Annotated in this window: 22 protein-coding genes; 16 read left to right on the top strand and 6 right to left on the bottom strand. The window is 69.4% G+C overall.

Annotated features, from left to right (window positions below; genetic code table 11):
- Positions 1 to 117 precede the first annotated feature (117 nt).
- Complete coding sequence (locus tag QSK34_RS14025; protein ID WP_285584107.1) at positions 118 to 2,817, bottom strand: transglycosylase domain-containing protein; 2,700 nt, start codon at positions 2,815 to 2,817, stop codon at positions 118 to 120.
- Positions 2,818 to 3,362: 545 nt separating this feature from the next.
- Here QSK34_RS14025 and QSK34_RS14020 point away from each other — a divergent pair.
- Both QSK34_RS14020 and QSK34_RS14015 read left to right on the top strand, forming a co-directional pair.
- Positions 3,363 to 3,959, top strand: a complete 597-nt coding sequence (locus QSK34_RS14020) for a PadR family transcriptional regulator (protein ID WP_030452627.1) — start codon at positions 3,363 to 3,365, stop codon at positions 3,957 to 3,959.
- Between the two features lie 21 nt (positions 3,960 to 3,980).
- A complete protein-coding gene (locus QSK34_RS14015) occupies positions 3,981 to 5,060 on the top strand; it encodes an inositol-3-phosphate synthase (RefSeq protein ID WP_030452626.1) in 1,080 nt (359 codons plus the stop codon).
- 45 nt (positions 5,061 to 5,105) lie between these two features.
- Here QSK34_RS14015 and idi read toward each other — a convergent pair whose 3' ends face one another.
- Entirely contained in the window at positions 5,106 to 5,693 is a 588-nt protein-coding gene (gene idi, locus QSK34_RS14010; RefSeq protein ID WP_030452625.1) for an isopentenyl-diphosphate Delta-isomerase, read from the bottom strand.
- A gap of 91 nt (positions 5,694 to 5,784) precedes the next feature.
- On the opposite strand from idi, the gene QSK34_RS14005 reads away from it, so the two are divergent.
- Entirely contained in the window at positions 5,785 to 7,086 is a 1,302-nt protein-coding gene (locus QSK34_RS14005; protein ID WP_285584102.1) for an MFS transporter, read from the top strand.
- On the opposite strand, the gene QSK34_RS14000 is transcribed toward QSK34_RS14005, so the two are convergent.
- Together QSK34_RS14000 and QSK34_RS13995 are read right to left on the bottom strand one after the other, a co-directional pair.
- Complete coding sequence (locus tag QSK34_RS14000; protein ID WP_285584100.1) at positions 7,076 to 8,308, bottom strand: adenosylmethionine--8-amino-7-oxononanoate transaminase; 1,233 nt, start codon at positions 8,306 to 8,308, stop codon at positions 7,076 to 7,078. The two genes, QSK34_RS14005 and QSK34_RS14000, sit on opposite strands and share 11 nt — an antisense overlap.
- Positions 8,290 to 9,705, bottom strand: a complete 1,416-nt coding sequence (locus QSK34_RS13995; protein ID WP_030452622.1) for a CCA tRNA nucleotidyltransferase — start codon at positions 9,703 to 9,705, stop codon at positions 8,290 to 8,292. Before QSK34_RS13995 ends, QSK34_RS14000 begins: the two co-directional genes overlap by 19 nt.
- 114 nt (positions 9,706 to 9,819) lie before the next feature.
- Between QSK34_RS13995 and QSK34_RS13990 the strand changes: the two genes are divergently transcribed.
- The 8 genes from QSK34_RS13990 to trxA all read left to right on the top strand — a co-directional run bounded on the left by QSK34_RS13990 (position 9,820) and on the right by trxA (position 18,720).
- Positions 9,820 to 10,323, top strand: a complete 504-nt coding sequence (locus tag QSK34_RS13990; RefSeq protein WP_030452621.1) for a YbaK/EbsC family protein — start codon at positions 9,820 to 9,822, stop codon at positions 10,321 to 10,323.
- A gap of 37 nt (positions 10,324 to 10,360) precedes the next feature.
- Entirely contained in the window at positions 10,361 to 12,421 is a 2,061-nt protein-coding gene (locus tag QSK34_RS13985) for a DUF6049 family protein (RefSeq protein ID WP_285584096.1), read from the top strand.
- A 41-nt stretch (positions 12,422 to 12,462) separates the two neighbouring features.
- On the top strand, positions 12,463 to 14,076 hold the full coding sequence (gene murJ / locus QSK34_RS13980; protein WP_285584094.1) for a murein biosynthesis integral membrane protein MurJ: 1,614 nt from the start codon (positions 12,463 to 12,465) through the stop codon (positions 14,074 to 14,076).
- A gap of 232 nt (positions 14,077 to 14,308) precedes the next feature.
- On the top strand, positions 14,309 to 15,739 hold the full coding sequence (locus QSK34_RS13975) for a protein kinase family protein (RefSeq protein ID WP_285584092.1): 1,431 nt from the start codon (positions 14,309 to 14,311) through the stop codon (positions 15,737 to 15,739).
- A gap of 96 nt (positions 15,740 to 15,835) precedes the next feature.
- Positions 15,836 to 16,480: an RNA polymerase sigma factor SigM gene (sigM, locus tag QSK34_RS13970; protein WP_161480688.1), complete on the top strand. Its 645-nt coding sequence runs from the start codon at positions 15,836 to 15,838 to the stop codon at positions 16,478 to 16,480.
- A complete protein-coding gene (locus tag QSK34_RS13965) occupies positions 16,470 to 17,324 on the top strand; it encodes an RsmA family anti-sigma factor (protein ID WP_285584090.1) in 855 nt (284 codons plus the stop codon). Before sigM ends, QSK34_RS13965 begins: the two co-directional genes overlap by 11 nt.
- 115 nt (positions 17,325 to 17,439) lie before the next feature.
- Positions 17,440 to 18,369, top strand: a complete 930-nt coding sequence (gene trxB / locus QSK34_RS13960; RefSeq protein ID WP_030452615.1) for a thioredoxin-disulfide reductase — start codon at positions 17,440 to 17,442, stop codon at positions 18,367 to 18,369.
- A gap of 27 nt (positions 18,370 to 18,396) precedes the next feature.
- Positions 18,397 to 18,720: a thioredoxin gene (gene trxA / locus QSK34_RS13955; protein WP_030452614.1), complete on the top strand. Its 324-nt coding sequence runs from the start codon at positions 18,397 to 18,399 to the stop codon at positions 18,718 to 18,720.
- 61 nt (positions 18,721 to 18,781) lie between these two features.
- Here trxA and QSK34_RS13950 read toward each other — a convergent pair whose 3' ends face one another.
- Positions 18,782 to 19,333 carry a GNAT family N-acetyltransferase gene (locus QSK34_RS13950; protein ID WP_231515424.1) on the bottom strand — a complete coding sequence of 184 codons (552 nt, stop codon included), beginning with the start codon at positions 19,331 to 19,333 and terminating at the stop codon, positions 18,782 to 18,784.
- Positions 19,334 to 19,565: 232 nt separating this feature from the next.
- Here QSK34_RS13950 and QSK34_RS13945 point away from each other — a divergent pair, with 232 nt between their 5' ends.
- From QSK34_RS13945 to QSK34_RS13930, 4 genes are all read left to right on the top strand, one after another.
- On the top strand, positions 19,566 to 20,909 hold the full coding sequence (locus QSK34_RS13945) for an aminotransferase-like domain-containing protein (RefSeq protein WP_161480685.1): 1,344 nt from the start codon (positions 19,566 to 19,568) through the stop codon (positions 20,907 to 20,909).
- A 59-nt stretch (positions 20,910 to 20,968) separates the two neighbouring features.
- On the top strand, positions 20,969 to 21,919 hold the full coding sequence (locus QSK34_RS13940; protein WP_161480684.1) for a D-alanine--D-alanine ligase family protein: 951 nt from the start codon (positions 20,969 to 20,971) through the stop codon (positions 21,917 to 21,919).
- 214 nt (positions 21,920 to 22,133) lie between these two features.
- Positions 22,134 to 22,676, top strand: a complete 543-nt coding sequence (locus QSK34_RS13935; protein ID WP_161480683.1) for an SRPBCC family protein — start codon at positions 22,134 to 22,136, stop codon at positions 22,674 to 22,676.
- On the top strand, positions 22,673 to 23,848 hold the full coding sequence (locus QSK34_RS13930; RefSeq protein ID WP_285584081.1) for a zinc-dependent alcohol dehydrogenase: 1,176 nt from the start codon (positions 22,673 to 22,675) through the stop codon (positions 23,846 to 23,848). The genes QSK34_RS13935 and QSK34_RS13930 overlap by 4 nt, the downstream gene beginning before the upstream one ends.
- Before the next feature lie 73 nt (positions 23,849 to 23,921).
- Here QSK34_RS13930 and QSK34_RS13925 read toward each other — a convergent pair whose 3' ends face one another.
- Entirely contained in the window at positions 23,922 to 24,254 is a 333-nt protein-coding gene (locus QSK34_RS13925) for a hypothetical protein (RefSeq protein WP_285584079.1), read from the bottom strand.
- A gap of 387 nt (positions 24,255 to 24,641) precedes the next feature.
- Between QSK34_RS13925 and QSK34_RS13920 the strand changes: the two genes are divergently transcribed.
- The gene (locus tag QSK34_RS13920; protein WP_285584077.1) at positions 24,642 to 25,673 is read left to right on the top strand and encodes a threonine aldolase family protein; all 1,032 of its coding nucleotides are present in this window, start codon (positions 24,642 to 24,644) and stop codon (positions 25,671 to 25,673) included.
- The last annotated feature ends 199 nt before the right edge of the window (positions 25,674 to 25,872 follow it).

Genomic DNA, 25,872 nt, shown 5'->3' with positions numbered 1-25,872 from the left:
TGAGTCCGTTCACGACCGCCGCGCGCGGCCCGGGGGCTTCTGTCGTCCGGGTCATCATGAGGCCATTCGATCAGGTGTCGGGGTGTCGCACTGTACCTGCGACACCCCGTCACTTGTCTATCGGGCGGATTCGCGAGACTGCGCCGGAGGCGCCTGCGGCTGGGTCGGCGTCACCGGCGAGCTGAACGGATCGAAGGGAACCTCGCCGCCCGCGTCGGGGATGTCGACCTCGCACTCCGGCGCACCGGGGAAGCACTCGCTCTCGCCGGGGCCGCCGTCGTCCTCCCACGGAAGGGTCGGCTCCTCGACGACCTCCTCCTCGGGCTTGGGCGTCGGGGTCGGGCTGGGCACGATGTCCTGCGGGGCGCCGGTCCCGGCCTTGGGCGGGAACTGCGCGACCGGCTTGTTCTTGTGGGCCTCCAGCATGAACTCCCGCCAGATGCGGGTGGGGAAGCTGGCACCCGCGAAGCCGAGCGACACCTCGTAGGGGGTGCTGTACGGGTTGGTCATCGTGAACTTGGGGTCGCCCTTCTCCGGCGACTTGCCCTTCCACCAGGGGCAGCGGGCGTTCACCGGGGGCACGACCTTGCCCGACTTGGTGCGGCACTGTTCGCGGTACATGCCGACGGCGGTGGAGACCTGGGGGGTGAACCCGACGAACCAGGCCTCCTTCTCCTCGTTGTTGGTGCCGGTCTTGCCGCCGGCTGGGCGGCCGATGCCCTGGCCGCCGGCCGTGCCGGACTTGAGGACCTCCTCCAGCGCGACGACCGCGTCGGCGGAGGCCTCGGGCGTGATGACCTGCTTGACCGACTTGCGCTCGGGGTGGACGAGCTCCTTGCCCTGGTAGACGCCCTTGATCACGTGGTAGTTCACGTGCTTGCCGGCGTTGGCGAAGATCGAGTAGCCGGCGGCCTGCTCCACCGCGGTGACGGGGGCCGAGCCGATCGAGAACTGGTAGTGGTGCTCCTCGATGTCCTTGGTCATACGGGCTTCGGAGAACCCGGCGTCGAGCACGATCTGCTTGACAGGGTCGAGTTCGCCGATCTTCCCGGCGTCCTGGTCGAGCTTGTAGGCCATCGAGACGTACGCGGTGTTGACCGAGGCCGAGGTCGCGGTGATCGCGTTGACCGCCGACGGCCCGCCGTGGTCGTTCTTGAAACCGCCGACGGCCTGGCCGGGGATGACCTCCGGCACGGTCTTGCTGCCGGGCAGCCAGCTGTTCAGGCTGTAGCCGGCGTCGAGCCAGGCGGCCAGCACGTAGGGCTTGAACGCCGACGCGGCCTGCTTGGCCGAGTCGAAGGGCTCGTTCCAGTTGTCCTTGACGTAGTCGTCGCCGCCGTAGAAGGCGATCACCCGGCCGTTGGTCGGGTCGACGGCCGCCAGGCTGGCGTGCACCTCGCGGCTGTTGGGCACGCTGCGCATGACGTTCTTGACGACCTTCTGGGCCGTCTGCATCAGCCGCTTGTCGAAGGTCGTGACGATCTTGTAGCCGCCGCTCTGGATGGCGTCTTCCTTGACGCCGCGCTCCTTGAGCTCGTGCATGGCCACCGAGACCATGTAGCCCTTCAGACCGCCCATCTCGTTGAGGTTGGGGTCTTTGATGGTCTTGGGGAACTTGGCGGTCTGCGGCAGGTTGCCGTACTTGGCCGGGTCGAGCTTGGCCATCGCGTTGACGACGTCCTTGAAGCGCGACTGGAGCGCGGGCTCGTCGGCCGACCAGCTCGGGGTCTGCACCCGGGCCGCCAGGTAGGCCGCCTGGTTCACGTCGAGCTTGGCGGCGGTCATCTTCTTGCCGAAGTAGGCCTGCGCGGCGGCCTCGATGCCGTAGGCCCGGCCGAAGTTGATGGTGTTCAGGTACTGCTCGAGGATCTCGTCCTTCTCCATGGTCTTGTTGATCTTCACCGCGACGAAGATCTCCATGACCTTTCGCTTGACCGAGACGTCCTGGCTCAGCCCGTCGTAGTAGTTGCGGGCCATCTGCTGGGTGATCGTCGAGGCGCCCTGGAGCTGCTGGCCGGTGGCGGTCATCCACACCGACCGGAACATGGCCGGGATGGAGATGCCCGAGTCCTCGCGGAAGGTGTCGTTCTCGATCGCGATGACCGCGTCCTGCAGCAAGGGGGAGATCTTGGAGATGTCGACGATGATGCGCTTGGTGCCCAGGTGGGCGATCGGGGTCTTGCCGTCGGAGTAGTAGACGGTGGAGCCCTGGGCCAGCGCCTCGGCCTGCGCGTCGTTCTTGTCGGGGACGGGGGTGTTCGCGTACGCGATCGCGATCATCCCGAACACGCCGGCGACGACCACCGTGACACCGGCCACGACGATCTTCCAGCTCGGCACGAAGCGGCGCCAGCCGGTGCGGCGGCGCGGCTCGTCGTCATCGTCGTCGAAGTCGTCGGGCCCCTTCGGACCGCCGGGGCCGCCGGGCCCGCCTCCGGGCAGGGCCTGGGGCGGACCGCCCCGGCGGCGGCGACCGCCACCGGCACTGGCGCCCGCGCCCATCATCTGGGTCGCCTCACCCTCGGCGGGGCGCTGGAGGGCGCCCGTGGCGCCGGGAGGAGCGGCAGGCCGCGGGCCCTGCGGAAAGGGCAGGTTTCCGCCGGGTCCACCCGGCCCGCCTGGTGGGCGGCCTATGCGGGTGGGCTGACCCATCTGGCCGGTGCCCGGCTGACCGGGGCCCGGCTGGCGGGGGCCTGCGGGCGGGGGGACGGCGCCCATGGAGGCGGTGTCCTCGAAGGCGGCCTCCTGCCGGCGGCCGGGCGGGCCGGGCCGGGAGGCGGGGGGCTGCGCGGGTGGCGCGCCCCAGCCACCGGTCACCGGCTGTCGCGGCGGTGCCTGCGGCGCCTGAGGGGGAGCCGATTCTTCGGGCGAGCGACGGCGCCGCCCAGGTCGGGGCCCACGACCGGCACCCTCCGCGGGGCCGCCCGTCTGTCCCGGGCCATAGCTGCTGTTACTCACGCGTCCTCGTCAAAGTTCGTGGGAATGCTCGTCGACGTCTACTCGGCGTCTGTCCCGAGGACGTACGAGACCACCAGACGGTTCCGGTCACAACCTTGACAGGTCTCCGGCGCCCCGTCGGGGTATTCGCCGGATTCATGGGCCATCGGGGCCCTTGCTGACCGGGCTTTTACCCAGCGTGCGGGCATGGTTCCGGGCCGCATCGACCCTCCTGCCACTCCCGTCCGCTGTGACCACATGTGCGCAAGATTACGTCCCTTTGCCAAATCGTGCCCAACCGTTGACCGCTCCGCCGGGTAGACGGCACCTCGCGTTGCACGCTATAGCGAGCCGACGTATCCTGCTGATGTATCAGCTCGATACATCAGCCATGAATACTCCGGAGCGCGCGGGAGGTGGTTCCAGTGACCGGGTCCAGAAGCGGGGTCCTGGAGCTCGCCGTCCTCGGCTCACTCCACGAGAACCCGCTGCACGGTTACGAGCTGCGCAAGCGCCTCAACACCCTGCTCGGGATGTTCCGCGCGTTCTCCTACGGCTCGCTCTACCCGTGTTTGAAGGGTTTGCTCACCGACGGCCTGATCGTCGAGGAGGAGCCGCCGGACGACGTGGTCCTCGGCCGCCGATCGAAGATCGTCTACAAGCTCACCGCCGAGGGCAAGGAACGGCTCCAGGAGTTGCTGACCCAGGCGGGTCCCTCTTCCTGGGAGGACGAGAGCTTCGGCATCCACTTCGCATTCTTCCGTCACACGGAGGCCGAAGTGCGCCTGCGGATCCTCGAAGGGCGGCGCAGCCGCCTGGAGGAACGAATGGAAAACGTCCGCACGGCCCTGGCCCGGACCCGTGAGCGGCTCGACAGCTACACCCTTGAGCTGCAGCGGCACGGCCTGGAGTCGGTGGAACGTGAGGTCCGCTGGCTCAACGAGTTGATCAACACTGAACGGGCGCAAGCCGCCGATAAAAACCAATCAGAACGGGGCGATCGTCCCGATTCCGGTGAATAACGATCCAAAGGAGCGAGTGCGATGGGTTCGGTGCGCGTAGCCATCGTAGGTGTGGGGAACTGCGCCGCCTCACTGGTGCAGGGCGTCCACTACTACAAGGACGCCGACCCGGCCATCCGTGTGCCGGGCCTCATGCACGTCCAGTTCGGCGACTACCACGTCGGTGATGTCGAGTTCGTGGCCGCGTTCGACGTTGACGCGAAGAAGGTCGGCCGTGACCTCTCGGAGGCGATCGTCGCGTCCGAGAACAACACCATCCAGATCTGCGACGTGCCGCCGCTCGGCGTGACCGTCCAGCGTGGGCACACCTTCGACGGTCTCGGGGAGTACTACCGCGAGATCATCCAGGAGTCCGACGACCAGCCGGTCGACGTGGTCCAGGTGCTCAAGGACGCCCGCGTCGACGTGCTCGTCTCCTACCTGCCGGTGGGCTCGGAAGAGGCCGACCGGTTCTACGCCCAGTGCGCCATCGACGCCAAGGTGGCGTTCGTCAACGCGCTGCCGGTCTTCATCGCCTCCGACCCCGAGTGGGCCGAGAAGTTCACCGAGGCCGGCGTGCCGATCGTCGGCGACGACATCAAGTCGCAGGTCGGCGCCACCATCACCCACCGCGTGATGGCCAAGCTGTTCGAAGACCGCGGGGTCGAGTTGCTGCGCACCTACCAGCTCAACTTCGGCGGGAACATGGACTTCATGAACATGCTGGAGCGCAAGCGCCTCCAGTCGAAGAAGATCTCCAAGACCCAGTCGGTCACCTCGCAGATCCCGCACGAGATGGCCAAGGCCGACGTGCACATCGGCCCGTCCGACCACGTGCCGTGGCTCGACGACCGCAAGTGGGCCTATGTGCGCCTCGAAGGCCGCTCGTTCGGCGACACCCCGCTCAACCTCGAATACAAGCTCGAGGTGTGGGACTCGCCCAACTCCGCCGGCGTCATCATCGACGCGGTCAGGGCCGCCAAGATCGCCCTCGACAGGGGCATCGGCGGGCCGATCCTGTCGGCGTCCTCCTACTTCATGAAGTCGCCGCCGGAGCAGTACTCCGACGACGACGCCCGCGACGCGGTGGAGAAGTTCATCCGCGGCGAGGTCGAGCGCTAGACCACAGTCGAGGGGCCCCGGGACTTCCCGGGGCCCCTCGGCTTTCTACAGGTCGCGTACGGCCGCGGGAAGCTCCCCCGGGTCGGCCACCGGCCACGTGAGGGGGTCGGGACCGAGGGCGACGAGCTGGGGGAGCTGCTCGGTCGCCCACGGCGAGATCTCCAGCTCGCCCGCCAGCACCCGGTCGGAGAACTCCTTCCACGGCATCCACAGGACGCTGCCGACCTCGTCGGGGTTGGCCGTCGGCTCCTCGCCCACCAGGGCGCGGTAGACCGGGCACAGTTCGTGCTCGACCGTGCCGTCGGGCATGACCGCGCGGTAGGAGAAGCGGGGCAGCAGCAGGTCGACCGAGGAAACGGTCAGCGAAAGCTCATGGGACAGCCGGCGAATCACCGCCGACGGAAGACCCTCACCGGGCAGCGGGTGACCACAGCAGCTGTTGGTCAGCACCCCGGGCCAGGTGATCTTGTGGTCGGCGCGGCGGGTGAGCAGCACGTTGCCCGACGCGTCGAAGACGTAGCTGGAGAAGGCCATGTGCAGGGGGGTGTGCGTGCCGTGGACCGAGGACTTGGGGGCGGTGCCCACCGCGTTGCCCGCCGGGTCAACAAGCACGACGTGTTCATCGTTCGTCACGCAATGAGACTACGGTCTCTTCCGTTCCGGTTCTGCCCTATCCGGGATGACCCTGATGTCCCAGGCTCGGGCCACGCGTAGGCTGACGGGCGTGTCCTACGTCTCAGATCTTCGTGTCGTGCTGCGAGGCAGGGACTTCCGACGGCTTTTCGGCACCCGCCTGGTCTCGCAGTTCTCCGACGGGATCTTCCAGCTCGCGGTCGCCGGATACGCCTTCTTCAGTCCCGAGAAGCAGACGTCGGTCGCCGACGTCGCGGCCGCGTTCGCGGTGCTTCTGCTGCCCTACTCGATCATCGGGCCCTTCGCCGGGGTGTTCATCGACCGATGGTCGCGGCGGCAGATCCTGGTCATCGGCCCGCTGGTCAGAGCCGTCCTGCTGTTCCTGTCCGCGATCGTCGTCGCGGTGCAGGCCCCCGACTGGATCTTCTACGCCACGGCGTTCGGCGTGCTCGGCGTCAACCGGTTCTTCCTCGCGGCGCTGGGGGCCTCCCTGCCCCACGTCGTGCCCAAGGACACGCTCATGATCGCGAACGCGGTCACGCCGACCTCCGGGACCGTCGTGACGTTCGTGGGGGCGGGCATCGGCTTCGGGCTCCGGTGGCTCTTCGGGCCCGAACACCTCGGCACGGCCGGGATCCTGGTCATCTCCGGCGTGATCTTCGCCTCCAGCGCGCTGATCGCCCGTCAGATGAGCCGGCAACTGCTCGGGCCGTCGTTCGACCCCGACCGGCCACAGGCCCGCGACGCCGTGCGTCACGTCCTCAGCGGGCTGGTCGACGGCGTCCGCTACATCGCGCATCGGCGCGGCCCCGCTGCGGCCCTCGGGAGCATGGCCGCCCACCGGGTCCTCTACGGCATGTCGCTCGGCATGGTGCTGATGCTCTACCGCTACTACTTCACCACCGACGCCGAGCTCGGGCTCATGGCGCTCAGCGGCGTGGTGGCCACCTCGGGTCTGGGCTACTTCGCGGCGGCGTTCCTGACGCCCTGGGCGACCCAGCGCTTTCGCATCGAGACGTGGATCCCGATCAGCCTGGCCGTGTGCGGGGTGCTGGAGTTCCTGCTGTGCGCGCCGTTCCAGCAGTGGGGCTTCCTGATCACCGGATTCGTCACCGGCGTGCTGGGCCAGAGCGGCAAGATCTGCACCGACGTCGTCGTCCAGCGCGGCATCGCCGACGCCTACCGGGGGCGGGTCTTCTCGATCTACGACCTGCTGTTCAACGGCATGATGGTGGCCGGCGTCTCGATCTCGGCCCTGCTGCTGCCGCCCGACGGCCGGTCGTTCTTCGTGCTGACCCTGATCACCGTGCTCTACCTGGTGGCGGCGGGGGCCTACCGGCTGGCCGTGCTTCCGGTCGTCCGGCAGGCGGAGCCGCTCACCGTCAAGCCGTAGCCGCCGCGACCATCGCCGCGGCGATGGTCGCCACCTCCGCCTGGGTGCAGGCGTAGGGCGGCATCGCGTAGACGAGCTTTCCGAAGGGGCGCAGCCAGACGCCGTGGTCGAGCGCGGCGTCCTGCGCCTTCTTCATGTCGACCGGCCGGTGACACTCGACGACGCCGATGGCGCCGAGGACGCGTACGTCGGCCACCGAGGCCTGCGCCGGAGCCAGGCCCTTGCGCAGGGTCTCCTCGATGAGGGCGACCTCCGCGCGCCACGGGCGGGCGGCCAGCAGGTCAAGCGAGGCGCCGGCCGCGGCGGCGGCCAGCGGGTTGCCCATGTACGTCGGCCCGTGCATCAGCAGCCCGATGCGCTCGGCGATCTCGGGCGTGGTGAGGGTGGCGGCCATGGTGAGGTAGCCGCCGGTCAGGGCCTTGCCCACGGTGACGATGTCGGCCCTGATCCCGGCGTGGTCGCAGCCGAAGAGGGCGCCCGAGCGGCCGAAGCCGGTGGCGATCTCGTCGGCGATCAGCAGCAGGCCGTGGCGGTCGCAGATCTCCCGGAACGCCCGCAAGTAGGCCGGGTTGTAGAACCGCATCCCGCCGGCCCCCTGGACGACCGGCTCCAGGATCATCGCGCCGACCGCGGGATCGCCCGCCAGCCGGTCGACCTCGTCGAGGTAGGCCGGGTCGACCGGGGCGTCGTAGCCCAGCGGCGGCACCGGCGCGAAGACCTGCTCGGCCACCGCGCCGGAGAAGACGTGGTGCATCCCGTTGACCGGGTCGCAGACCGACATGCAGCCGAACGTGTCGCCGTGGTAGCCGCCCCTGACCGTCAGCAGCCGGCGCTTCCCGGTCGCCTGGACGGCCATCTTGATCGCGACCTCGACCGCGACGCTGCCCGAGTCGGCCAGGAAGACCTTCTCGTAGCCGGTCATCGCGGCCAGCCGCTCGGCCAGCAGGATCGCCGGCTCGTGGGTGAGCCCGCCGAACATGACATGGGCCATCCGGCCGAGCTGGCCGGTGATCGCGGCGTCGATCTCGGGCACCCGGTAGCCGTGGATGGCCGCCCACCACGACGACATGCCGTCGATGACCTCGCGGCCGTCGGCGAGCCTGAGGCGCACCCCTTCGGCGCTCTCCACCACGTGGGTGGGCACGGCGGGCGGCACGGTCGCGTAGGGGTGCCAGACGTGCTTGGCGTCGAGCCCGGCCAGGTTCACTGCGCGGCCGCCCACTCCAGCAGGCGGGCGCGGGCGACGTCCTTGCCCAGCACGCCCTCGTCCATCCGCAGGTCGAGCAGGAACTTGTAGGCCCTGCCGATCATCGGGCCCGGCGGGATGCCCAGGATCTCCTGGATCTCGTTGCCGTCGAGCTCGGGCCGGATCTTGGCCAGCTCCTCCTCTTCGGCCAGCTTGGCGATGCGCTCTTCCAGATGGTCGTAGGTGCGGGCCAGGGCGGCGGCCTTGCGCTTGTTGCGGGTGGTGCAGTCGGCTCTGGTCAGCTTGTGGAGCCGGTCGAGCAGGTGGTCGGCGTCGCGGACGTAGCGGCGGACCGCGCTGTCGGTCCACTCGCCGGTGCCGTAGCCGTGGAAGCGCAGGTGCAGCTCGACCAGGCGGGCGACGTCGGAGGTCACCTCCTTGGGGAACCGCAGGGCGGTCAGGCGGCGCTTGGCCATCTGGGCGCCGACGACCTCGTGGTGGTGGAAGGAGACCCGGTTGCCGGGCTCGTTCCTGCGGGTCTTGGGCTTGCCGATGTCGTGGAGCAGCGCGGCCCAGCGCAGCACCCGGTCGGGGCCGCCGACCTCCTGGGCGATGGCCTGGTCGAGCACGATCAGCGTGTGCTCGTAGACGTCCTTGTGACGGTGGTGCTCGTCGATCTCCAGCCGCAGCTTGGGCAGCTCGGGCAGGACGTGGTCGGCCAGGCCCGTCTCGACCAGGATGCTCAGGCCCTCGCGCGGGTGGGCGCCGCAGATCAGCTTGTCGAGCTCGGCCTGGATGCGCTCGGCCGAGACGATCTCGATGCGGTCGGCCATCTCGGTCATCGCCCTGAGCGCGTCGGGGTCGACGGTGAACCCGAGCTGCGAGGCGAACCGGGCCGCGCGCAGCATGCGCAGCGGGTCGTCGTCGAACGACTGCTCCGGCGTGCCGGGCGTGCGCAGCACCTTGCGGGCCAGGTCGCCCAGGCCCCCGTGAGGGTCGACGAACTCCCGGCTCGGCAGCCGGACGGCCATCGCGTTGACCGCGAAGTCACGCCGGGCCAGGTCGGCTTCGAGCGTGTCGCCGTAGACGACCTCGGGCTTGCGCGACTTGGGGTCGTACGACTCGCTGCGGTAGGTGGTGATCTCTAGCTGCCAGTCGCCCTTGCGTACGCCGACCGTGCCGAAGTCGATGCCGATCGTCCAGATGGCGTCGCCCCAGTCGCGCACGATCTCCAGAACGCGTTCAGGTCGTGCGTCGGTGGTGAAGTCGAGGTCGGCGCCCGACCGGCCGAGCAGCACGTCGCGCACCGGCCCGCCCACGAGGGCCAGCTCGTGGCCGTGTTTGGCGAACAGGTCGCCCAGTTCGTGGGCGACGGGTTCGATCCGGCGGAGCAGGTCGGCCAGAGCGTTCTCTATCGGGTTTGTAGGGGACAAGCTGGGTAGGTCCTTCGGTTACGGAACAGGTGCCACTGGGCTAATACACCTATGGCGATCAGCAGGCTACGTTCAGTGCAGATCTGTCGGGGGCCGCGAAAAGGAGCAGACCACATGCAGGACGCCCTCGCGATCCATCGCTGGCTCCTCGCCCGTCAAATCCACCATGAAATCGTACGGCTTCCGCGCGTCCTGACTTCCGCCGACGAGCTGCCCGAGGTGCTGGGAGTCCCGCCCGAGACCTGCGTGACCGTCACCGTGTTCGAGGTGACCACCCGCGGTTGCCGCGAACCCGTCGCGGTCATCAGCTCGGTGGCGCGCAGACCACGGCCCAGTGTGATCGCCGCCGCGTTAGGCGCCGAACGGGTCAGGCCCGCCTCCTCCTACACGGTCAACGCGGTCACCGACTACGCGGCCGGGCTGGTGTGCCCGCTGCTGCTGCCCGAGAAGCTCACCCTGCTGATCGACCGGCGGCTGGTCGACGCCACCGATCCCGACGTGTTCGTGCACACCGCGACGGGTGAACGCATGACAGCGCTGCGACTACGCGCTGTGCATCTCTTCCCTCTGGCCTCGGGAAAGCCCGTGGAGCTCGCCGGTCACGGCCTGGCAAGCTGACAGCGGCCATATGGCCGGGGCCTATAGCATTCAGGGCGTGCGTCGCCTCGGTCCCGTCTTGTTCGCCTTTCTGCTCGCCGGTGCGGGCCTGGCGATCCCGGCGGCCCCCACAGCGGCGGCGGCCACCGCGCGTGCGGCCGACCCGGTCACGCTGAGTGAGTTCAGCCCCGAGTCCCCCACCCGGCCCGACCAGACGATCACCATCGCCGGCGCCGTCACCGGCACCCCGCAGAGCTTCGTCCGCGTCCAGATCAGATACGCCGCCGGACGCCCCTTCACCTCCCGCGCCGACATCGCCTCCTACGTCACCGGCCAGACGGTCTTCACGAACTCGTGGCGGACGAAGGTGCAGGCGACCCAGGTCGACGGGTCGGGCAAGCTGCCGTTCACGCTCTCCCTGTCACCGGCCGAGCTCAGCATCTCCCAGCCTGGCGTCTACCCGCTGGAGGTGGAGGCCGTCGACGCCGCCACCGAGCAGGTCGTGGGCGTCGAGCGCACCTTCCTCACGTACGTCCCCAAGGGCACGGCCGTGAAGCCGACCCGGCTCGCGCTGGCCCTTCCGCTGACCGCGCAGCCGAAGCGGGCCGACGACCAGACGTTCGTCGACGACGACCTGTTCGGCGACGGCCGCCTCAACAACCTGCTCGCGCTGGCCACCGCGACCGACGAGACCGCCACCTGGTTCGTCGACGGCTCGGTGCTCGACGACGCCCAGCGGGTGTCGCGGCCCTACTACCTCGACGGCGCCGCCAAGGAGGCCGTGGCCCAGGGTGCCGAATGGGTGACCTCCCTGCGGTCGGCACTGGCCGACAACCCCGTCATGGCGATGCCCTACGCCGACGCCGACCTCGGCGCGATCGTCCACAACGGGCTCGACACGACCACCCCCACGGCGCTCCTGGTCGGCTCGTTCGCCACCAACCAGCTCCTCAAGGTGGGGTCGGCGACCACGTCCACGATCTGGCCGGTCGGCGGGGTGATCGACCGCGACACCCTCGACGCGCTGGCCGTCAACGGCGTCGACACGGTGCTGCTGGCCCAGGCCGCGGTGCCGCCCCAGGCGACCGCGGCGCTGGCCGGCTCGGCCGGGGTGGTCGACACGGTGAGCGGGCCGGTGATCGTGCAGACGGCCGATCCGGTGCTCAGTGGGCTGCTCGGCACCGACGGCCGGGCGGCCGGGGCGACCGTGGCGGCCCGGCAGCGCTACATCGCCGAGACCGCGATGAACGGGCTCACGGCCAACCGGGCCGCGCCGCTGATCGCGATGCCGTCGAACCACCTGTGGAACCCCGACCCGACCTTCATGGCCGCGCTGCTCAAGCCGCTGCCGTGGGTGCGCGACGTGCCGCTGGCCTCGATCAGGCCGGCCAAGAACGCCTCCGTGGGCGACCTGGTCTATCCGCCGCAGGCGCGGCAGGCGGAGTTGCCCAAGTCGTACATGAGCGGGGTCCGCCGGCTGGCCCGGACCGCCGAGGTCGCGATGGCGCTGCCGACGAGCGGGCAGCGCACCTACGACCGGGCGGTGCTGCGGCTGACCTCGGCGTCGTGGCGGGGCGGCAAGAAGGCGCCCGCGTTCGCCAGGCAGCTCAACTCGGCGATCACCAAGCAGATGGACCGGGTCTTCATCGTCGGCGCCGACGACCCGTTCGCGGTGGCCGGCACCAACGGCCGCATCCTGGTGACGGTGCGCAACACGCTCCGCGAGAACGTGAAGTTCAACCTCGAGGTCAGGTCGCGCGATCCCGACCAGCTCCAGGTCGAGGCCCGCGGCGGGGTGTTCGTCGAGAAGCAGGCCGAAGTCCAGGCCGGGAAGGCCGGCACCTACGAGATCCCCGTCGTGGTGCCCGCCGACCACGGCAAGGCCGCCTTCGACGTGCAGCTGCTGACCGCCGACGGCCGCAAGTACGGCAAGCCGACCGAGATCGTCATCTCCGCCACCGGCTACACCGGCATCGCCCTGGTGATCGTCGGCGTGGCGGTGACCATCATGCTGGCCGCCGTCGTCATGCGGCTGCTGCGCCGCCATCAGCGCAAGGACCCCGTCTTCCCGGCGCCCGTGCAGATGCCCGTGGAGCAGGAGGAGCCCCAGGGGGCGTAGCCTCGTCTCGCTGTAGGCCGGGTGGATCAAGGAGCTGATCGATGAGCCGGATGCTGCGCGCGAGCGCGATCATGGCGGCGGGCACGCTGGTCTCCCGTGTGACCGGTTTCCTCCGGACCGCCGTCCTGGCCTCGGCCATCGGCGTGAAGATCCTCGGCGACGCCTACAACGTGGCCTACACGATCCCCTTCGTGCTGCTCGACCTGCTGATCACCGGCGTGCTGAGCAGCGTGGTGGTGCCGGCGATCGTGCGGCGGCAGAAGACCGACGCCGACGGGGGAGCCGCCTACGAACAGCGGCTGCTGACCATCGCCGCCCTCGGCCTCACCGCCGTCGCGATCGTCGCTGTCGTGCTGGCCCGCCCCCTCGTGCTCCTGTACGCCGACAAGCTGCCCCCCGAGGGCGTCACCGCGGCCGTGACGATGGCGCAGTTCATCCTCCCCCAGATCGCCTTCTTCGGCGTGGGCGCCGTGGCCGGGGCCATCCTCAACGCCCGCGACCGGTTCGCCGCCCCGATGTGGGCCCCGGTGCTCAACAACGTCGTGGTCATCGGCGTCGCGGCGGCCTACCTGCTGAGCGGCGGCCCGTCGGAGATCGGCCAGGTCACCCATGTCGATCTGGTGCTGCTCGGGCTCGGCACCACGGCCGGCATCGTGGCCCAGGCGTTCGTGCTGGTCGTCGCCCTGCTGCGGGCCGGGGTGCGGTTCCGGCCGAGGTTCGACCTGCGCAACGCGGGCCTGGGGGAGATGGCCCGGCTCGGCGCGGGCGCGCTGGCCTTCACGGTGATCAACCAGGTCGGCTTCGTGATCACCACCAACCTGGCCGTCGGAGCCGGCGCCGCCGCCGCGGAGGAGGGCGTGCACGGCCGGGGCCTCACGCCCTACTCCTACGCCTTCCAGCTCTTCCAGCTGCCGTACGGGATCATCGCGGTCTCCGTGATCACCGCCCTGCTCCCCCGGCTGAGCCGGTTCGTGCACGACAAGGACTTCGCCTCGGCCCGTCAGGAGTTCGCGGGCGGGGTGCGGACCGTCAGCGCCCTGATCGTGCCCGCCGGGCTGCTGCTGATGGTGCTCGGCCCCTCGGTGACGGTGCTGATCTTCGGCCGGGGCGCGGTCTCGGTCGAGCAGGCGATCTACGTCGGCAACGTGCTCCAGGTGTTCGGTCTGGCGCTGGTGCCGTTCTCGGTCTTCCAGTTGCTGCTGCGGGTTTTCTACAGTTTCGGCGACACCCGCACCCCGGCGGTGATCGCGGGGGCGAACGTCCTGGTCAACGCGGCGATCGGTCTTACTTTGTACTTCACTGTCCCGCCCGAGCTGGTTGTCATGGGTTTGGCGGGTTCGTTCACAGTGACGTACGTTCTGGCGTGCGTCCTCACGTGGGTGCTGGCGTCGCGGCGGGTCGGCGGACTCGGCGGGCGGGCCGTCGCCTCGGGGCTGATGCGCATGTACCTCGCGGCGATCCCGGCCGCCCTCGTGGCGCTGGCGGTGTTGTGGGGGAGCGTGCGGATCACCGAGGTGAGCGTGCTCAGCTCGCTGGTCGTGCTCGTCGTCGGCGGTGGTCTCGCGCTCGGCGTCTACCTCGCTCTCGCGCACCGGCTGGGCGTCCAGGAAGTGCGGTCCATCATTGGAATGGTGACGAGACGGGTAGGACGCTAACGGTTTCCGTGCCAACGGGGCTTAAGGTCCGGTTGATGCGACTCCGAAGGGGAAGGCGGGCAAGACCGGCGCGGCACTAGCATGGTGCGCCACAGAGGCAGGTCGAGCGGAAGCGAGCAGGTGTGGGCGGATCCACCCGGAGTCGGCTGCCGTTCTTGGGAGCGGCGGCGTGAGTATGTCCACTGTCGAACCCGGAACCCGTCTCGCTGATCGATTCCGGCTGGAAGACCGGGTGAACGAGTCGTCCGGGGCCACCTTCTGGAAGGCCATCGACGAGGTGCTGGCGCGGCCGGTGGCCGTGCACACGTTCTCGCCTGACTTCGAACGTCAGCACGAGGTCGTGATCGCCGCACGGGCCGCCTCCCGGCTCACCGACCCCCGGCTCACCCAGGTCTTCGACGCCGCCGACGAAGACGGCGTCGCCTACGTCGTCAGCGAGTGGGTCTCCGGCGAGTCGCTGCTCGACCTGCTGTCGGCCGGCCCGCTTGAGGCCGAGCGCGGCGCGGCCCTGGTCGCCGAGGCCGCCGAGGCCATCGCCCACGCCCACGAACACGGCCTGGCCCACCTGAACCTCACCCCCAACCGGCTGATGTGGACCTCCGGGAACACCGTGAAGGTCCTCGGGGTCGGCGTCGACGCCGCGATCCTCGACGCCGCCGAGGGGCTGACCGAGGAGGAACGCGCCCAGGCCGACGCCGAGGGCCTCGGCCGTCTCCTGTACGCCGCCCTCACCGGCCACTGGCCCTCGCCCGACGACGACTGCGGCCTGCCCGAGGCCCCGGTCGACGACGACCACTACTGCACCCCGCGCCAGGTCACCGCGGGCGTGCCGAACTACCTCGACACGATCACCTCGCGCATCCTCGGGCTGCGCAAGTCGGTCGAGCCGATGGACTCCCCGATGGAGGTCGCCGAGGCCCTGGCCGAGGTGCCCCGCCCGGCCCCCGCCTCGGTCTCGACCCTGCCCCCGGCCGTCGAGCTGCGCTCCGAGCCGGTCGACACCATCGGCCGGCCGCCGATGCCGCCGATGATCCACCGCCCGGCGCCGCGCCGCTCCCCCGCGTTGTCGCGGTTCGTGCTGACCGTCGTGGTGCTGCTGGCCATGGTCGTGGTCGGCGTCGGCGCCTGGACGCTCGGCAAGAGCCTGGGCACCGAGCCCGCCGTCCCCACCGCCGCCCCGAGCGCCACGGCCGGTGAAGAGGGCCAGGCCGCCGGCAAGCCCGTCGAGGTCAAGATCTCCGGGGCGACCGGCTTCGACCCGCTCGGCGACGGCGAGGAGCGCAACGAGCTGGCCGCCCTGGCCATCGACGGCTCGGCCACCACCGACTGGCACTCCGAGACCTACGGCGGCCCCGACTTCGGCCGCCTGAAAGAGGGCGTCGGCCTGCTGCTCGACCTGGGCAAGGAGACCCGGCTGACCCAGGCGGTGATCGACTTCGGCGGCTCCGGCGGGACGGTCGAGCTGCGTACCGGCGCCTCTCCCGAGCCCGACGGCCTGAAGACCTTCCTCACCCGCGAGAACGTCAGCGGCAAGGTCACCTTCGACCTGAACGGCTCGTCGCCCACCCGCTACCTGCTCGTCTGGTTCACCGAACTGCCCCCGCACAACAACGGCTTCCGGACCATGATCCGCGACGTGAAGCTGATGGGCGTCAAGGAATGACCAGGCTGGTTTGATCTGGTTTACGCACTTTGCCGTTCCCAGAGGGAAGTATGGTGGCACCATCGTGCACGTGAACCCCTCGGGATCGGCAGACCAGTGACCTCGCCGCCAGACATTCCCCCACCGACCGACCTCTCCGGTCGGCCGGCGCTGAGTGATGCCGATTTGCTGACCCGTCACATCGAGGGCGACACCACGGCGTTCAGCGAGATCGTCAAGCGCCACCGCGACCGCATGTGGGCCGTCGCGCTCCGGACGCTCGGCGACCCCGACGAAGCCGCCGACGCGGTCCAGGACGCCTTCGTGTCCGCCTACCGCAAGGCCGAGAGCTTCCGGGGCGACGCCGCCGTCACCACGTGGCTGCACCGCATCGTGGTGAACGCCTGTCTTGACCGTATGCGCCGGAAATCGGTCCGCCCGGTCGCCGACGACGAGCTCATCGAGGCCGCCGAGCGCGACATGCCGCTGCCCGACCAGACCGCCGAGCGCGAGGTGTCTCTCGAGGTCACGGCCGCGCTGAAGCTGCTGCCGGCCGATCAGAGGGCCGCTCTGGTGCTCGTCGACATGATGGGCTACTCGGTCGAGGACGCCGCCGCCGTACTGGACGTTCCGGCCGGAACGGTGAAGAGTCGATGTGCGCGGGGGCGCGCCAAACTTGCCCCGATTCTTTCGCATCTGCGGAACCGATCCGACCTCACTCGCGTCTCATCCCCGAAGGGAGCACAACTTCGTGACGGGTGACACGCACTACGACCTGGAGATCCTGGCCGAGCTCGCCGAGGGCCTCCTCGACGACGCGACGGCCCTGGAGGTCCGGTCGCATCTCGCGATCTGCGACGCCTGCGGGGAGAGCCTCGCCGGTCTGGCCGCCGTTCGCGAACTCCTCTCCGCCGTCCCGGTGACCGCGATGCCGCTGGGCGTGGCGATGCGCATCGACCGGGCCCTTGAGGCCGAGGCGGAGCGGGGCGGCCTCCGCCTCGTCGAGACGCCCGACTGGGACGAGATCATGAGGGACTCGCCCTGGGAGCAGCCCGCCGAGCCCGTGGTCGAGATCGCGCCCGTGGTGCCGCTGGGCGCGTCCGGGAAGAGGACCAAGGCCCGCCGTGGCCGCGCGTGGGCGATGCCGGTCGCGGCCGCCGCCGCTGCCGCCGTGGTGTTCGGCGGGGTCGGCCTGGCCACGCAGCTCGTGGCGTCCGGATCGGGTGACGGCGGGGCCGTGGCGCCCGTGGCCGGACCCGCCGTCTCGCCCGAGAAGTCGCCGCTGAAGACGGCGGAGTCCGCGTGGGCCGTCCGGGCCAGCGGGCACAACTACACCTCGCGCGAGCTCAACGGGCCGCTGCTCGGCTACTTCGGTCCCGAGCCCGGCACCGGCAGCAACAGCGACGAGCAGACCGACAAGTGTGTGGCCCGCAAGGCCAACGAGCTCGACCGCCAGCCGATAGCCGTCGACCGGGCCTTCTACAACGGCCAGGACGCCACCATCATGGCCTTCTGGGAGGACAAGACGATCAACGCGGTCCGCGTGGTCGTGGTCGGCCCCAACTGCCACAGTCTGCGTCCCGAGGGTCTCGCGACCTGGAACTAGTCCCGACCGACCAGGGCCCCGTGGAATACCGCGGGGCCTTCGTCATGTGTGGCGGGAATCGCCGACGCCTAGGATCTGTTGACGCCCGTGCAGACAGGAAATGAGAGGCAGAGCGTTGAGCGACGTCCGTAACGTGATCATCATCGGGTCGGGCCCGGCCGGCTACACGGCGGCCGTCTATTCCGCCCGCGCCGATCTACGTCCACTCGTCTTCGAGGGCTCGGTGACCGCCGGCGGCGCCCTCATGAACACCACCGACGTGGAGAACTTCCCCGGGTTCCCCGACGGCATCATGGGCCCCGACCTCATGGACAACCTGCGCAAGCAGGCCGAGCGGTTCGGCGCCGAACTGGTCGCCGACGACGTCGTCGAGGTCGACCTGAACGCCAACCCCAAGGTCGTCAAGACCTACACCGACACCTACTACGCCAAGGCCGTCATCCTGGCCACCGGCTCCGGCTACCGCGAGCTCGGCCTGGTCAACGAGAAGCGGCTGTCCGGCAAGGGCGTCTCGTGGTGTGCCACGTGTGACGGCTTCTTCTTCCGCGACCAGGACATCGTGGTCGTCGGCGGCGGCGACACCGCCATGGAGGAGGCCACCTTCCTGACCCGGTTCGCCCGGTCGGTCACCGTCGTGCACCGCCGCGACGAGCTGCGCGCCAGCAAGATCATGCAGGAGCGGGCGTTCAACAACGAGAAGATCCGCTTCCTCTGGGACAGCGAGGTCGTCGACGTGCTGGGCGACGCCAAGGTCTCCGGCGTGCGGGTCCGCAACGTCAAGACGGGCGAGGAGTCGACCCTCGACGCGACCGGCCTGTTCCTGGCGATCGGCCACGACCCGCGCAGCACGATCGTGGCGGGCCAGATCGACCTCGACGACGAGGGCTACATCAAGGTCGAGTCGCCCACCACCAAGACCAACATCCCCGGCGTGTTCGCCTGTGGCGACGTCGTCGACCACACCTACCGCCAGGCCATCACCGCGGCGGGCACGGGCTGCGCCGCGTCGCTCGACGCGGAACGCTGGCTCACCGACCAGGAATAGTTTCAAACCAACACAAGGAGAGCCATCGTGGGCACCGTCAAGAACGTCACCACCAAGGACTTCGCGTCCGAGGTCCTGCAGAGCGACAAGCCGGTCATCGTCGACTTCTGGGCCGAGTGGTGCGGGCCGTGCCGCCAGGTCGCGCCGATCCTCCAGGAGATCGCGAACGAGCACGCCGACAAGCTGACCGTCGTGAAGCTCAACATCGACGAGAACCCCGACATCGCGCGTGACTACGGCATCCTGCAGATCCCGACGATGAACGTCTACAAGGGCGGCGAGGTCGTCAAGCAGATCATCGGCGCCAAGCCGAAGGCCATGCTGCTCCGCGAACTCGACGGCGTGATCTAGTTTCGGAAGCCCTCCCTCCGGGGAGGGCTTTCTGTTTGGGCTGTACGGCCCTCAGATCGTTTCAGACGGGCCGCAGAGCCCGTTCGGGGCTCATGGAGCCGAGGAGCCGTTCGAGGGCCACCTCGACGTCCTCACGCCACGAGACGGCCGTCTTCAGTTCCAGCCGCAGGCGGGGGAACCGCAGGTGCGGCCGGACGGTCTTGAAGCCCACCGACAGCAGATAGTCGGCCGGCATCACACACGCCCCCGCCTGCTCCCATTTCAGGTCGCCGAAGGCCTCGATGGCGCGTACGCCCCGGCGGGTGAGATCTTTCGCCACACCCTGCACGAGCATGCGCCCGAGCCCGCCGCCGGAGAACTCCGGAATGATGTGGGCCGTCATCAGCAGAACGGCGTCGGAACTCACCGGCGACGTCGGAAAAGCCACCGATCTCGGCACGTAGAGCGGCGGCGCGTACAGGACGAAGCCCGCGGCCACCCCGTCGACATAAGCGATCTTGCCGCAGGAACCCCATTCCAGCAGCGTGGCGGAGACCCAGGCCTCCTTCTCCAAGCCGGGATCACCGGCCTGGGCGGCCCGCTCGCCCCCCATGGGGTCAAGCTCCCAGAACACGCAATTACGACACCTGCGCGGCAGGTCATCAAGATTGTCGAGCGTGATGCTGGCCAGCCGACGCGACACGTGACGCCCCTATTCCCGGCATTGGTCCCGGCAGTTTTGCTGGAATAGTAGCCGGTGCTCCCGGTCCGAACTGGAATTCGGCGCGCAGCACGCGGCGCTTCTCTCATGCTGATACCGATTGCGGTCCGTTCACCCGACTGCCTTACCCTCTGAATTAACGCCTATGAAACGGAGGTGGACCGTGACGAATGAGACGGATCACGGTCGGACACCCGCGACCCACGGGTCACGCATCGATGCCTACGTCGATCGGTACGCCGCACGAGCTACCGGGATGGTCGCCTCCGAGATCCGAGCTCTGTTCGCCGTCGCCTCGCGTCCCGAAGTGGTCTCGCTGGCCGGCGGCATGCCCTACGTCACGGCGCTCCCCCTCGACGTGGTCGGCGAACTGGTCGCCGACCTCGTCAACCGCCGCGGTCCCGAAGCGCTCCAGTACGGCTCGGGCCAGGGTGACCCCGCACTGCGCGAGCAGATCTGCGAGGTCATGCGCATGGAGGGCATCGACGCGGGCGCCGACGACGTCGTCGTCACGGTGGGCTCGCAGCAGGCGCTCGATCTGATCACCCGCATCTTCGTCGACCCCGGCGACATCGTCCTCGCCGAAGGTCCGTCCTACGTCGGCGCCCTGGGCACCTTCTCGGCCTACCAGGCCAAGGTCGTCCACATCGCCATGGACGACCAGGGCCTCATTCCCGAGTCCCTGGCCCAGACGATCTACGCGCTCCAGGCCTCCGGCCAGCGCATCAAGTTCCTCTACACGATCCCGACCTTCCAGAACCCGGCCGGCGTGACCCTGAACCTGGTCCGCCGCCGCCAGGTCCTGGAGATCTGCCAGAAGGCCGGAATCCTGGTCGTGGAGGACAACCCCTACGGCATGCTCGGCTTCGACGGCGAGCCGCTCCGCGCCCTGCGCGCCGACGACCCCGACGGGGTGGTCTACCTGGGGTCGTTCTCCAAGACCCTGGCCCCGGGCTTCCGGGTCGGCTGGGCCCTGGCGCCCCACGCGATCCGCCAGAAGCTCGTGCTGGCCATGGAGTCGGCCGTGTTGTCCCACTCGACGTTCACCCAGCTGGCCGTCGGCCAATACCTGGCGACCCAGCCGTGGCGCGAGCAGATCAAGACCTTCCGCGAGCTCTACCGCGAACGCCGCGACGCCCTCCTCGGCGCCCTGGAGACGCTGATGCCCGAGGGCTGCACCTGGACGAAGCCGGCCGGCGGCTTCTTCGTGTGGATGACCCTCCCCGAGGGCCTCAACTCGAAGGCCATGCTTCCCCAGGCTGTGGACAAACGCGTCGCCTTCGTCCCCGGCACGGGCTTCTACGCCGACGGCTCGGGATCAAGGCACATGCGGCTGTCGTACTGCTACCCGCAGCCCGACCGCATCCGCGAAGGCGTCCGGCGGCTCGCCGGCGTCATCGAGGAAGAGCTCCGCACGGTCGAGATGTTCGGCACCCGCTCCCGGGGCGGTCACTCCGGGGTGGACACACCCGGTCCAGACCTCGCCTGATCCTCTGTACGGCTAGCCTGTTCGGGCTAGCCGTACAGGAATCGGAGAAAGGCCGGGCTATGAGCGATCTCGGGCACGTGCTCGTACTGGCAGGAGGACTGTCCTACGAGCGGGAGGTCTCCATCCGGTCCGGACGACGGGTGGCCGAAGTCCTGCGTGCCCAGGGTGTCGACGTGGAGACCCGCGACACCGACTCCTCCCTGGTCCCCTCCGTGCTCGCCGACCGGCCGACCGCCGTGTTCGTGACCCTGCACGGCGGCGCGGGGGAAGACGGCGCCATCAGAACCGTCCTGGAGCTCCTCGGGGTGCCTTACGTCGGGGCGGCGCCCGACGCCTGCCGGGTGGCCTTCGACAAGCCGACGGCGAAGGCCGTGGTGCGGTCGTGGGGCTTGAACACGCCGGACTCCGTGTCGCTCCCCAAGGAGACTTTTCATGACCTGGGGGCTTCCGCGGTGCTGTCGCGGATCGTCGACTCCCTTGGGCTGCCGCTCTTCGTGAAGCCTTCGCGTGGGGGGTCGGCGCTGGGGGCGTCGATCGTGCGGTCGGCCGAGGAACTGCCTGCGGCGATGGTGGGGTGTTTCGCCTATGGGGACACGGCGCTGATCGAGGCGTACATCGAAGGCGTGGAAGTGGCCGTATCGGTGGTGGACCTGGGGGAGGGTCCGGTGGCGCTGCCTCCGGTCGAGATCGTGCCTGACGGTGGAGCTTATGACTACGCGGCTCGGTATACGGCGGGGCGGACGGAGTTCTTCGCGCCCGCGCGGCTGGGGGATGAGGCGCGGGCGGCCTGTGAGGCCATGGCGGTGGCGGCGCACTCGGCGTTGGGGCTGCGGGATGTGTCTCGGACGGACCTGATCGTCGATGGTGACGGGAAGCCGTGGTTCCTTGAGGTGAACGTGGCTCCTGGGATGACGGAGACCTCGCTGCTGCCCATGGCCGCTGAGGCCGCCGGTAAGGATCTGGGGGCGCTCTGCCGGGGATTGCTGGAGATCGCGGCTCGCCGGGGGTGATTGTGGGTTGGGTGGCATTTCGAGGGGTAGGCCCAGCGTGAACAAGCCGCGCCTTGGCTCGTGGACGACGCGGCACATCTGATCTCGCTCGGCCGGCCAGCGCCCATCGTGGGTAGCGCATCCGGCGGCGGCTCGTCGTTGCCATCGGCGTCGTCGTCGGGATCATGGGGGCGCTCCCTGTTGGTCGTGCGAGGCGTCCGCAGGGGGAGAATCCATGGAACTGACGGCCACCACGACCATTCGCAAGCCCGTACCGGAGGTCTACGCGTTCTGGCGTGATCTGGAGAACCTCCCGACGTTCATGGCACACCTCGAGGAGGTCCGCACCACCGGTGACCGCACGAGCCATTGGGTCGCCAACGCCCCGTTCGGCAAGGACATCGAGTGGGACGCGGAGATCGTCGGCGAGACGCCCGGCGAAAAGATCGCGTGGCGGTCGACCGGCGACGCCGACGTGCCGAACGCCGGCACCGTCCGGTTCGTGCCGGCCCCGGACGGGGTGAGCACCGAGGTGCACATCGTCCTGGTGTACGACATTCCGGGCGGCACGATCGGCAAAGCGGTCGCCAAGTACTTCGGCGAGGAACCGCACCAGCAGCTCGACGACGACCTGCGCCGACTCAAGCAGATCATGGAGACCGGCGAGGTGGTCCGGTCCGACGGCGCCCCGTGGGGCAAGCAGTCCCGCAAGGAGTTCCCGCAGCGTCCGGCGCAACCACTGTCGGAATCCGAGCTCACGAAGGGAGCCGACCGATGAGGGCGAACACCTGGGCGGGCCGCAACAAGGTCGAGGTCCGTGACGTGCCGGACCCGACGATCCTGAACAAGCGCGATGCCATCGTCCGGATCACCTCCACCGCGATCTGCGGCTCGGACCTGCACCTGGTCGACGGATACGTGCCCACGATGCAGGACGGCGACGTCATGGGGCACGAGTTCATGGGTGAGGTGGTCGAAGTCGGCCCGGGCGTCGACCCGGGGCGGCTGCGCGTCGGGGACCGGGTCGTCGTGCCGTTCCCGATCGCCTGCGGCGCGTGCGGCGCCTGCGCCGCCGAGCTCTACTCCTGCTGCGAGAACACCAATCCCAACGCCGGGATCGCGGAGAAGCTGTTCGGCCACCCGGTCGCCGGGATCTTCGGCTACTCGCACCTGACCGGCGGCTTCGCGGGCGGCCAGGCCCAGTACGCCCGGGTGCCGTTCGCGGACGTCGGCCCGCTGAAGATCGAGTCGGACGTGGCCGACGAGCAGGTGCTGTTCCTGTCCGACATCCTGCCCACCGGCTACATGGGCGCCGAGATGTGCGACATCCAGCCCAGCGACGTGGTGGCCGTGTGGGGGGCCGGCCCGGTCGGCCAGTTCGCCATGGACAGCGCCCGGGTACTCGGCGCCGCCAAGGTCATCGCCATCGACAAGGAGCCCTACCGGCTGGAGATGGCCGAACGGGCGGGCCACACGCCGGTGAACTTCGAGGAGGTCGACGTACGGTCCCGGCTGCTCGAACTGACCGGCGGCCGTGGACCGGACAAGTGCATCGACGCCGTCGGCCTGGAGGCCACCCACGGCAGCGCCCACATCGCCGCCTACGACCAGATCAAGCAGGCCGTACGGTTGGAGACCGACCGCCCGCACGTGCTGCGCCAAGCGATCATGTCGTGCCGCAGCGGCGGCGTGGTGTCGGTGATCGGCGTCTACGGAGGCCTGGTGGACAAGTTCCCGGTCGGCGCGTGGATGAACCGGTCGCTGACCCTGCGTACCGGGCAGTGCCACGTTCAGCGCTACATGAAGCCGCTGCTGCGGCGCATCGAGAGGGGAGAGCTGGATCCGACCCGGATCATCACGCACACGCTGCCGCTCGAGGAGGCGGAACGCGGCTTCGAGATCTTCAAGAACAAGCAGGACAACTGCGAGAAGGTCGTTATCAAACCCTGACGGCCACCCGCAACCTGCCACCGTAGCAAGCGCGGTCGCACCTCACGCGGCGCAGCCGCGAGCTCCTCGACCGCTACGCCAGCACCGGGTAGTTGCCGCGGAAGGTCCCGTGGGGGTCGCGCCGCCGCTTGATCTCCCGCAGCCGGGCCAGCGTGTCGGCCGGGAACGCCGCCGCCGCCCGCTCGCCGGGCGCGAGGTAGGTGAAGGGCTTGCGGCCGGTCGTGTGGGGCACCAGCGCGCGGGAGATCTCCGCCTGCCGCCGCCTGACCGCCTCGGCCACCGGCGGGGCCGGGGCGACCCCGAGCAGGCCGAGCAGGTAGGGCTCGGCGATGTGGCCGTGCGCGCCGTGGTCGTCCGACGGCCGGGCGATGGCCCCGCCCAGATGCCTGACCTGCACCGACACCATCGGGCCGCCCGGAGCCGACAGGATAGTCTCGGCCGCGTCGTCGGGCAGGCCGGTCAGCCGACGCGGCCTCGTTGCGGTTGCTCCAGGGCCTCCGTACCGGGCCTCCGTACCGGGGTTCCATATCGGGCCTTTGATGGGCTTCCACGCCTGCCTGCCATACCAAGCACTGCTCACATCTCCCCACGCCCGGTTCTCACGCCAACTCCATGCTGTGCTCCCCTGCCGCGTCCTCTGGCCGAGCAATGTGATCGCCATCTCGTGGACCGCTCAACCGGTTGGCTTGATTGCTTCGGCAGATCCAAGGGTGTTACTCCGTTTTGCACTTGTGGTCGTGGTCAGGTCTGACCTGGGGATCGGGGTGAGTGAGCGCTGACCTAGGCTTGGCGGGTGGTTCATGCGAAAAGCTTTGGTAGTGACAATCACGCAGGGGTTCATCCCGAGGTGATGGCGGCGGTCGTGGCGGCCAACGAGGGCGACACGCTTCCCTACGGCAGCGATCCTTGGACGGCCGACATGGAGAACGCCGTCCGGGAGGTCTTCGGGGAGCAGGCGCAGGGTTACGCCATGTTCAACGGGACGGGTGCCAACGTGGTGGGGCTGGGGTTGATGCTGCGGCCCTACGACGGGGTGATCTGCCCGGCCAGCGCGCACATCAACGGCAACGAGGCCGGTGCGGCCGAGAGAGTTCTCGGGACGAAGCTGCTCACCGTCGCGACGGATGACGGGAAGCTCCGCCCGCGCGACGTGCTCGCCCAGCTCGGCGCGGTGGGCAACGAGCACCTGTCGCAGCCCCGGGTGGTGTCCATCTCCCAGGTGACCGAGTGCGGGACGGTCTACACGCCAGAAGAGATCGCGGTGCTGGCGGAGGTCGTTCACGAGAACGGGCTGTTCCTCCACATGGACGGAGCCAGGCTGGCCAATGCGGCCGCCGAACTCGGCTGCGGCCTGGCTGACATCACGACCGCGGTCGGCGTGGACGTCCTCAGCTATGGTGCGACCAAGAACGGCGCCTTGGGGGCCGAGGCGTTGATCGTGTTGCGGCCGGAGCTGGCGCCTGGGGCGCTCTTCCTTCGTAAGCAGGGCATGCAGCTCGCGTCGAAGATGCGGTACGTCTCTCCTCAGATCACCGCCCTGCTGCGTGGTGACCTGTGGCTGCGGAACGCCTCGCACGCCAATGCGATGGCACACCGGCTGGCTGACGGGGTGGCTTCGGTGGTGAAGTTCCGGTACGAGGTTCAGTCGAACGCAGTGTTTCCGGTGCTGCCGGAGAAGGCGATCGTGTACCTGATGGAGAGGTTCACGTTCGGGCATTGGGATCGGGCTGGGGGAGTCGTGCGGTGGGTGACCGCCTTCGACACGACTGAGGATGATGTCGATGCGCTGATCGCGGCTACACACGAGGCGCTTAGTTTCACGTGAAACATCACGGTGGGGCTGGCTGGAGTTCGGCTGGCCCCATCCGGATGTTCGCCACGCTCTCCGCGCCGCCTCTCCGCGCCGCCTCTCCGCGCCGCCTCTCCGCGCCGCCTCTCCGCGCCGCCTCTCCGCGCCGCCTCTCCGCGCCGCCTCTCCGCGCCGCCTCTCCGCGCCGCCTCTCCGCGCCGCCTCTCCGCGCCGC

Source organism: Herbidospora sp. NBRC 101105 (assembly GCF_030269205.1).
Taxonomy (GTDB): Bacteria; Actinomycetota; Actinomycetes; order Streptosporangiales; family Streptosporangiaceae; genus Herbidospora; species Herbidospora solisilvae.
Note: the sequence above shows the minus strand (reverse complement) of the source record. Positions and strands in the feature narration are given on the sequence as shown.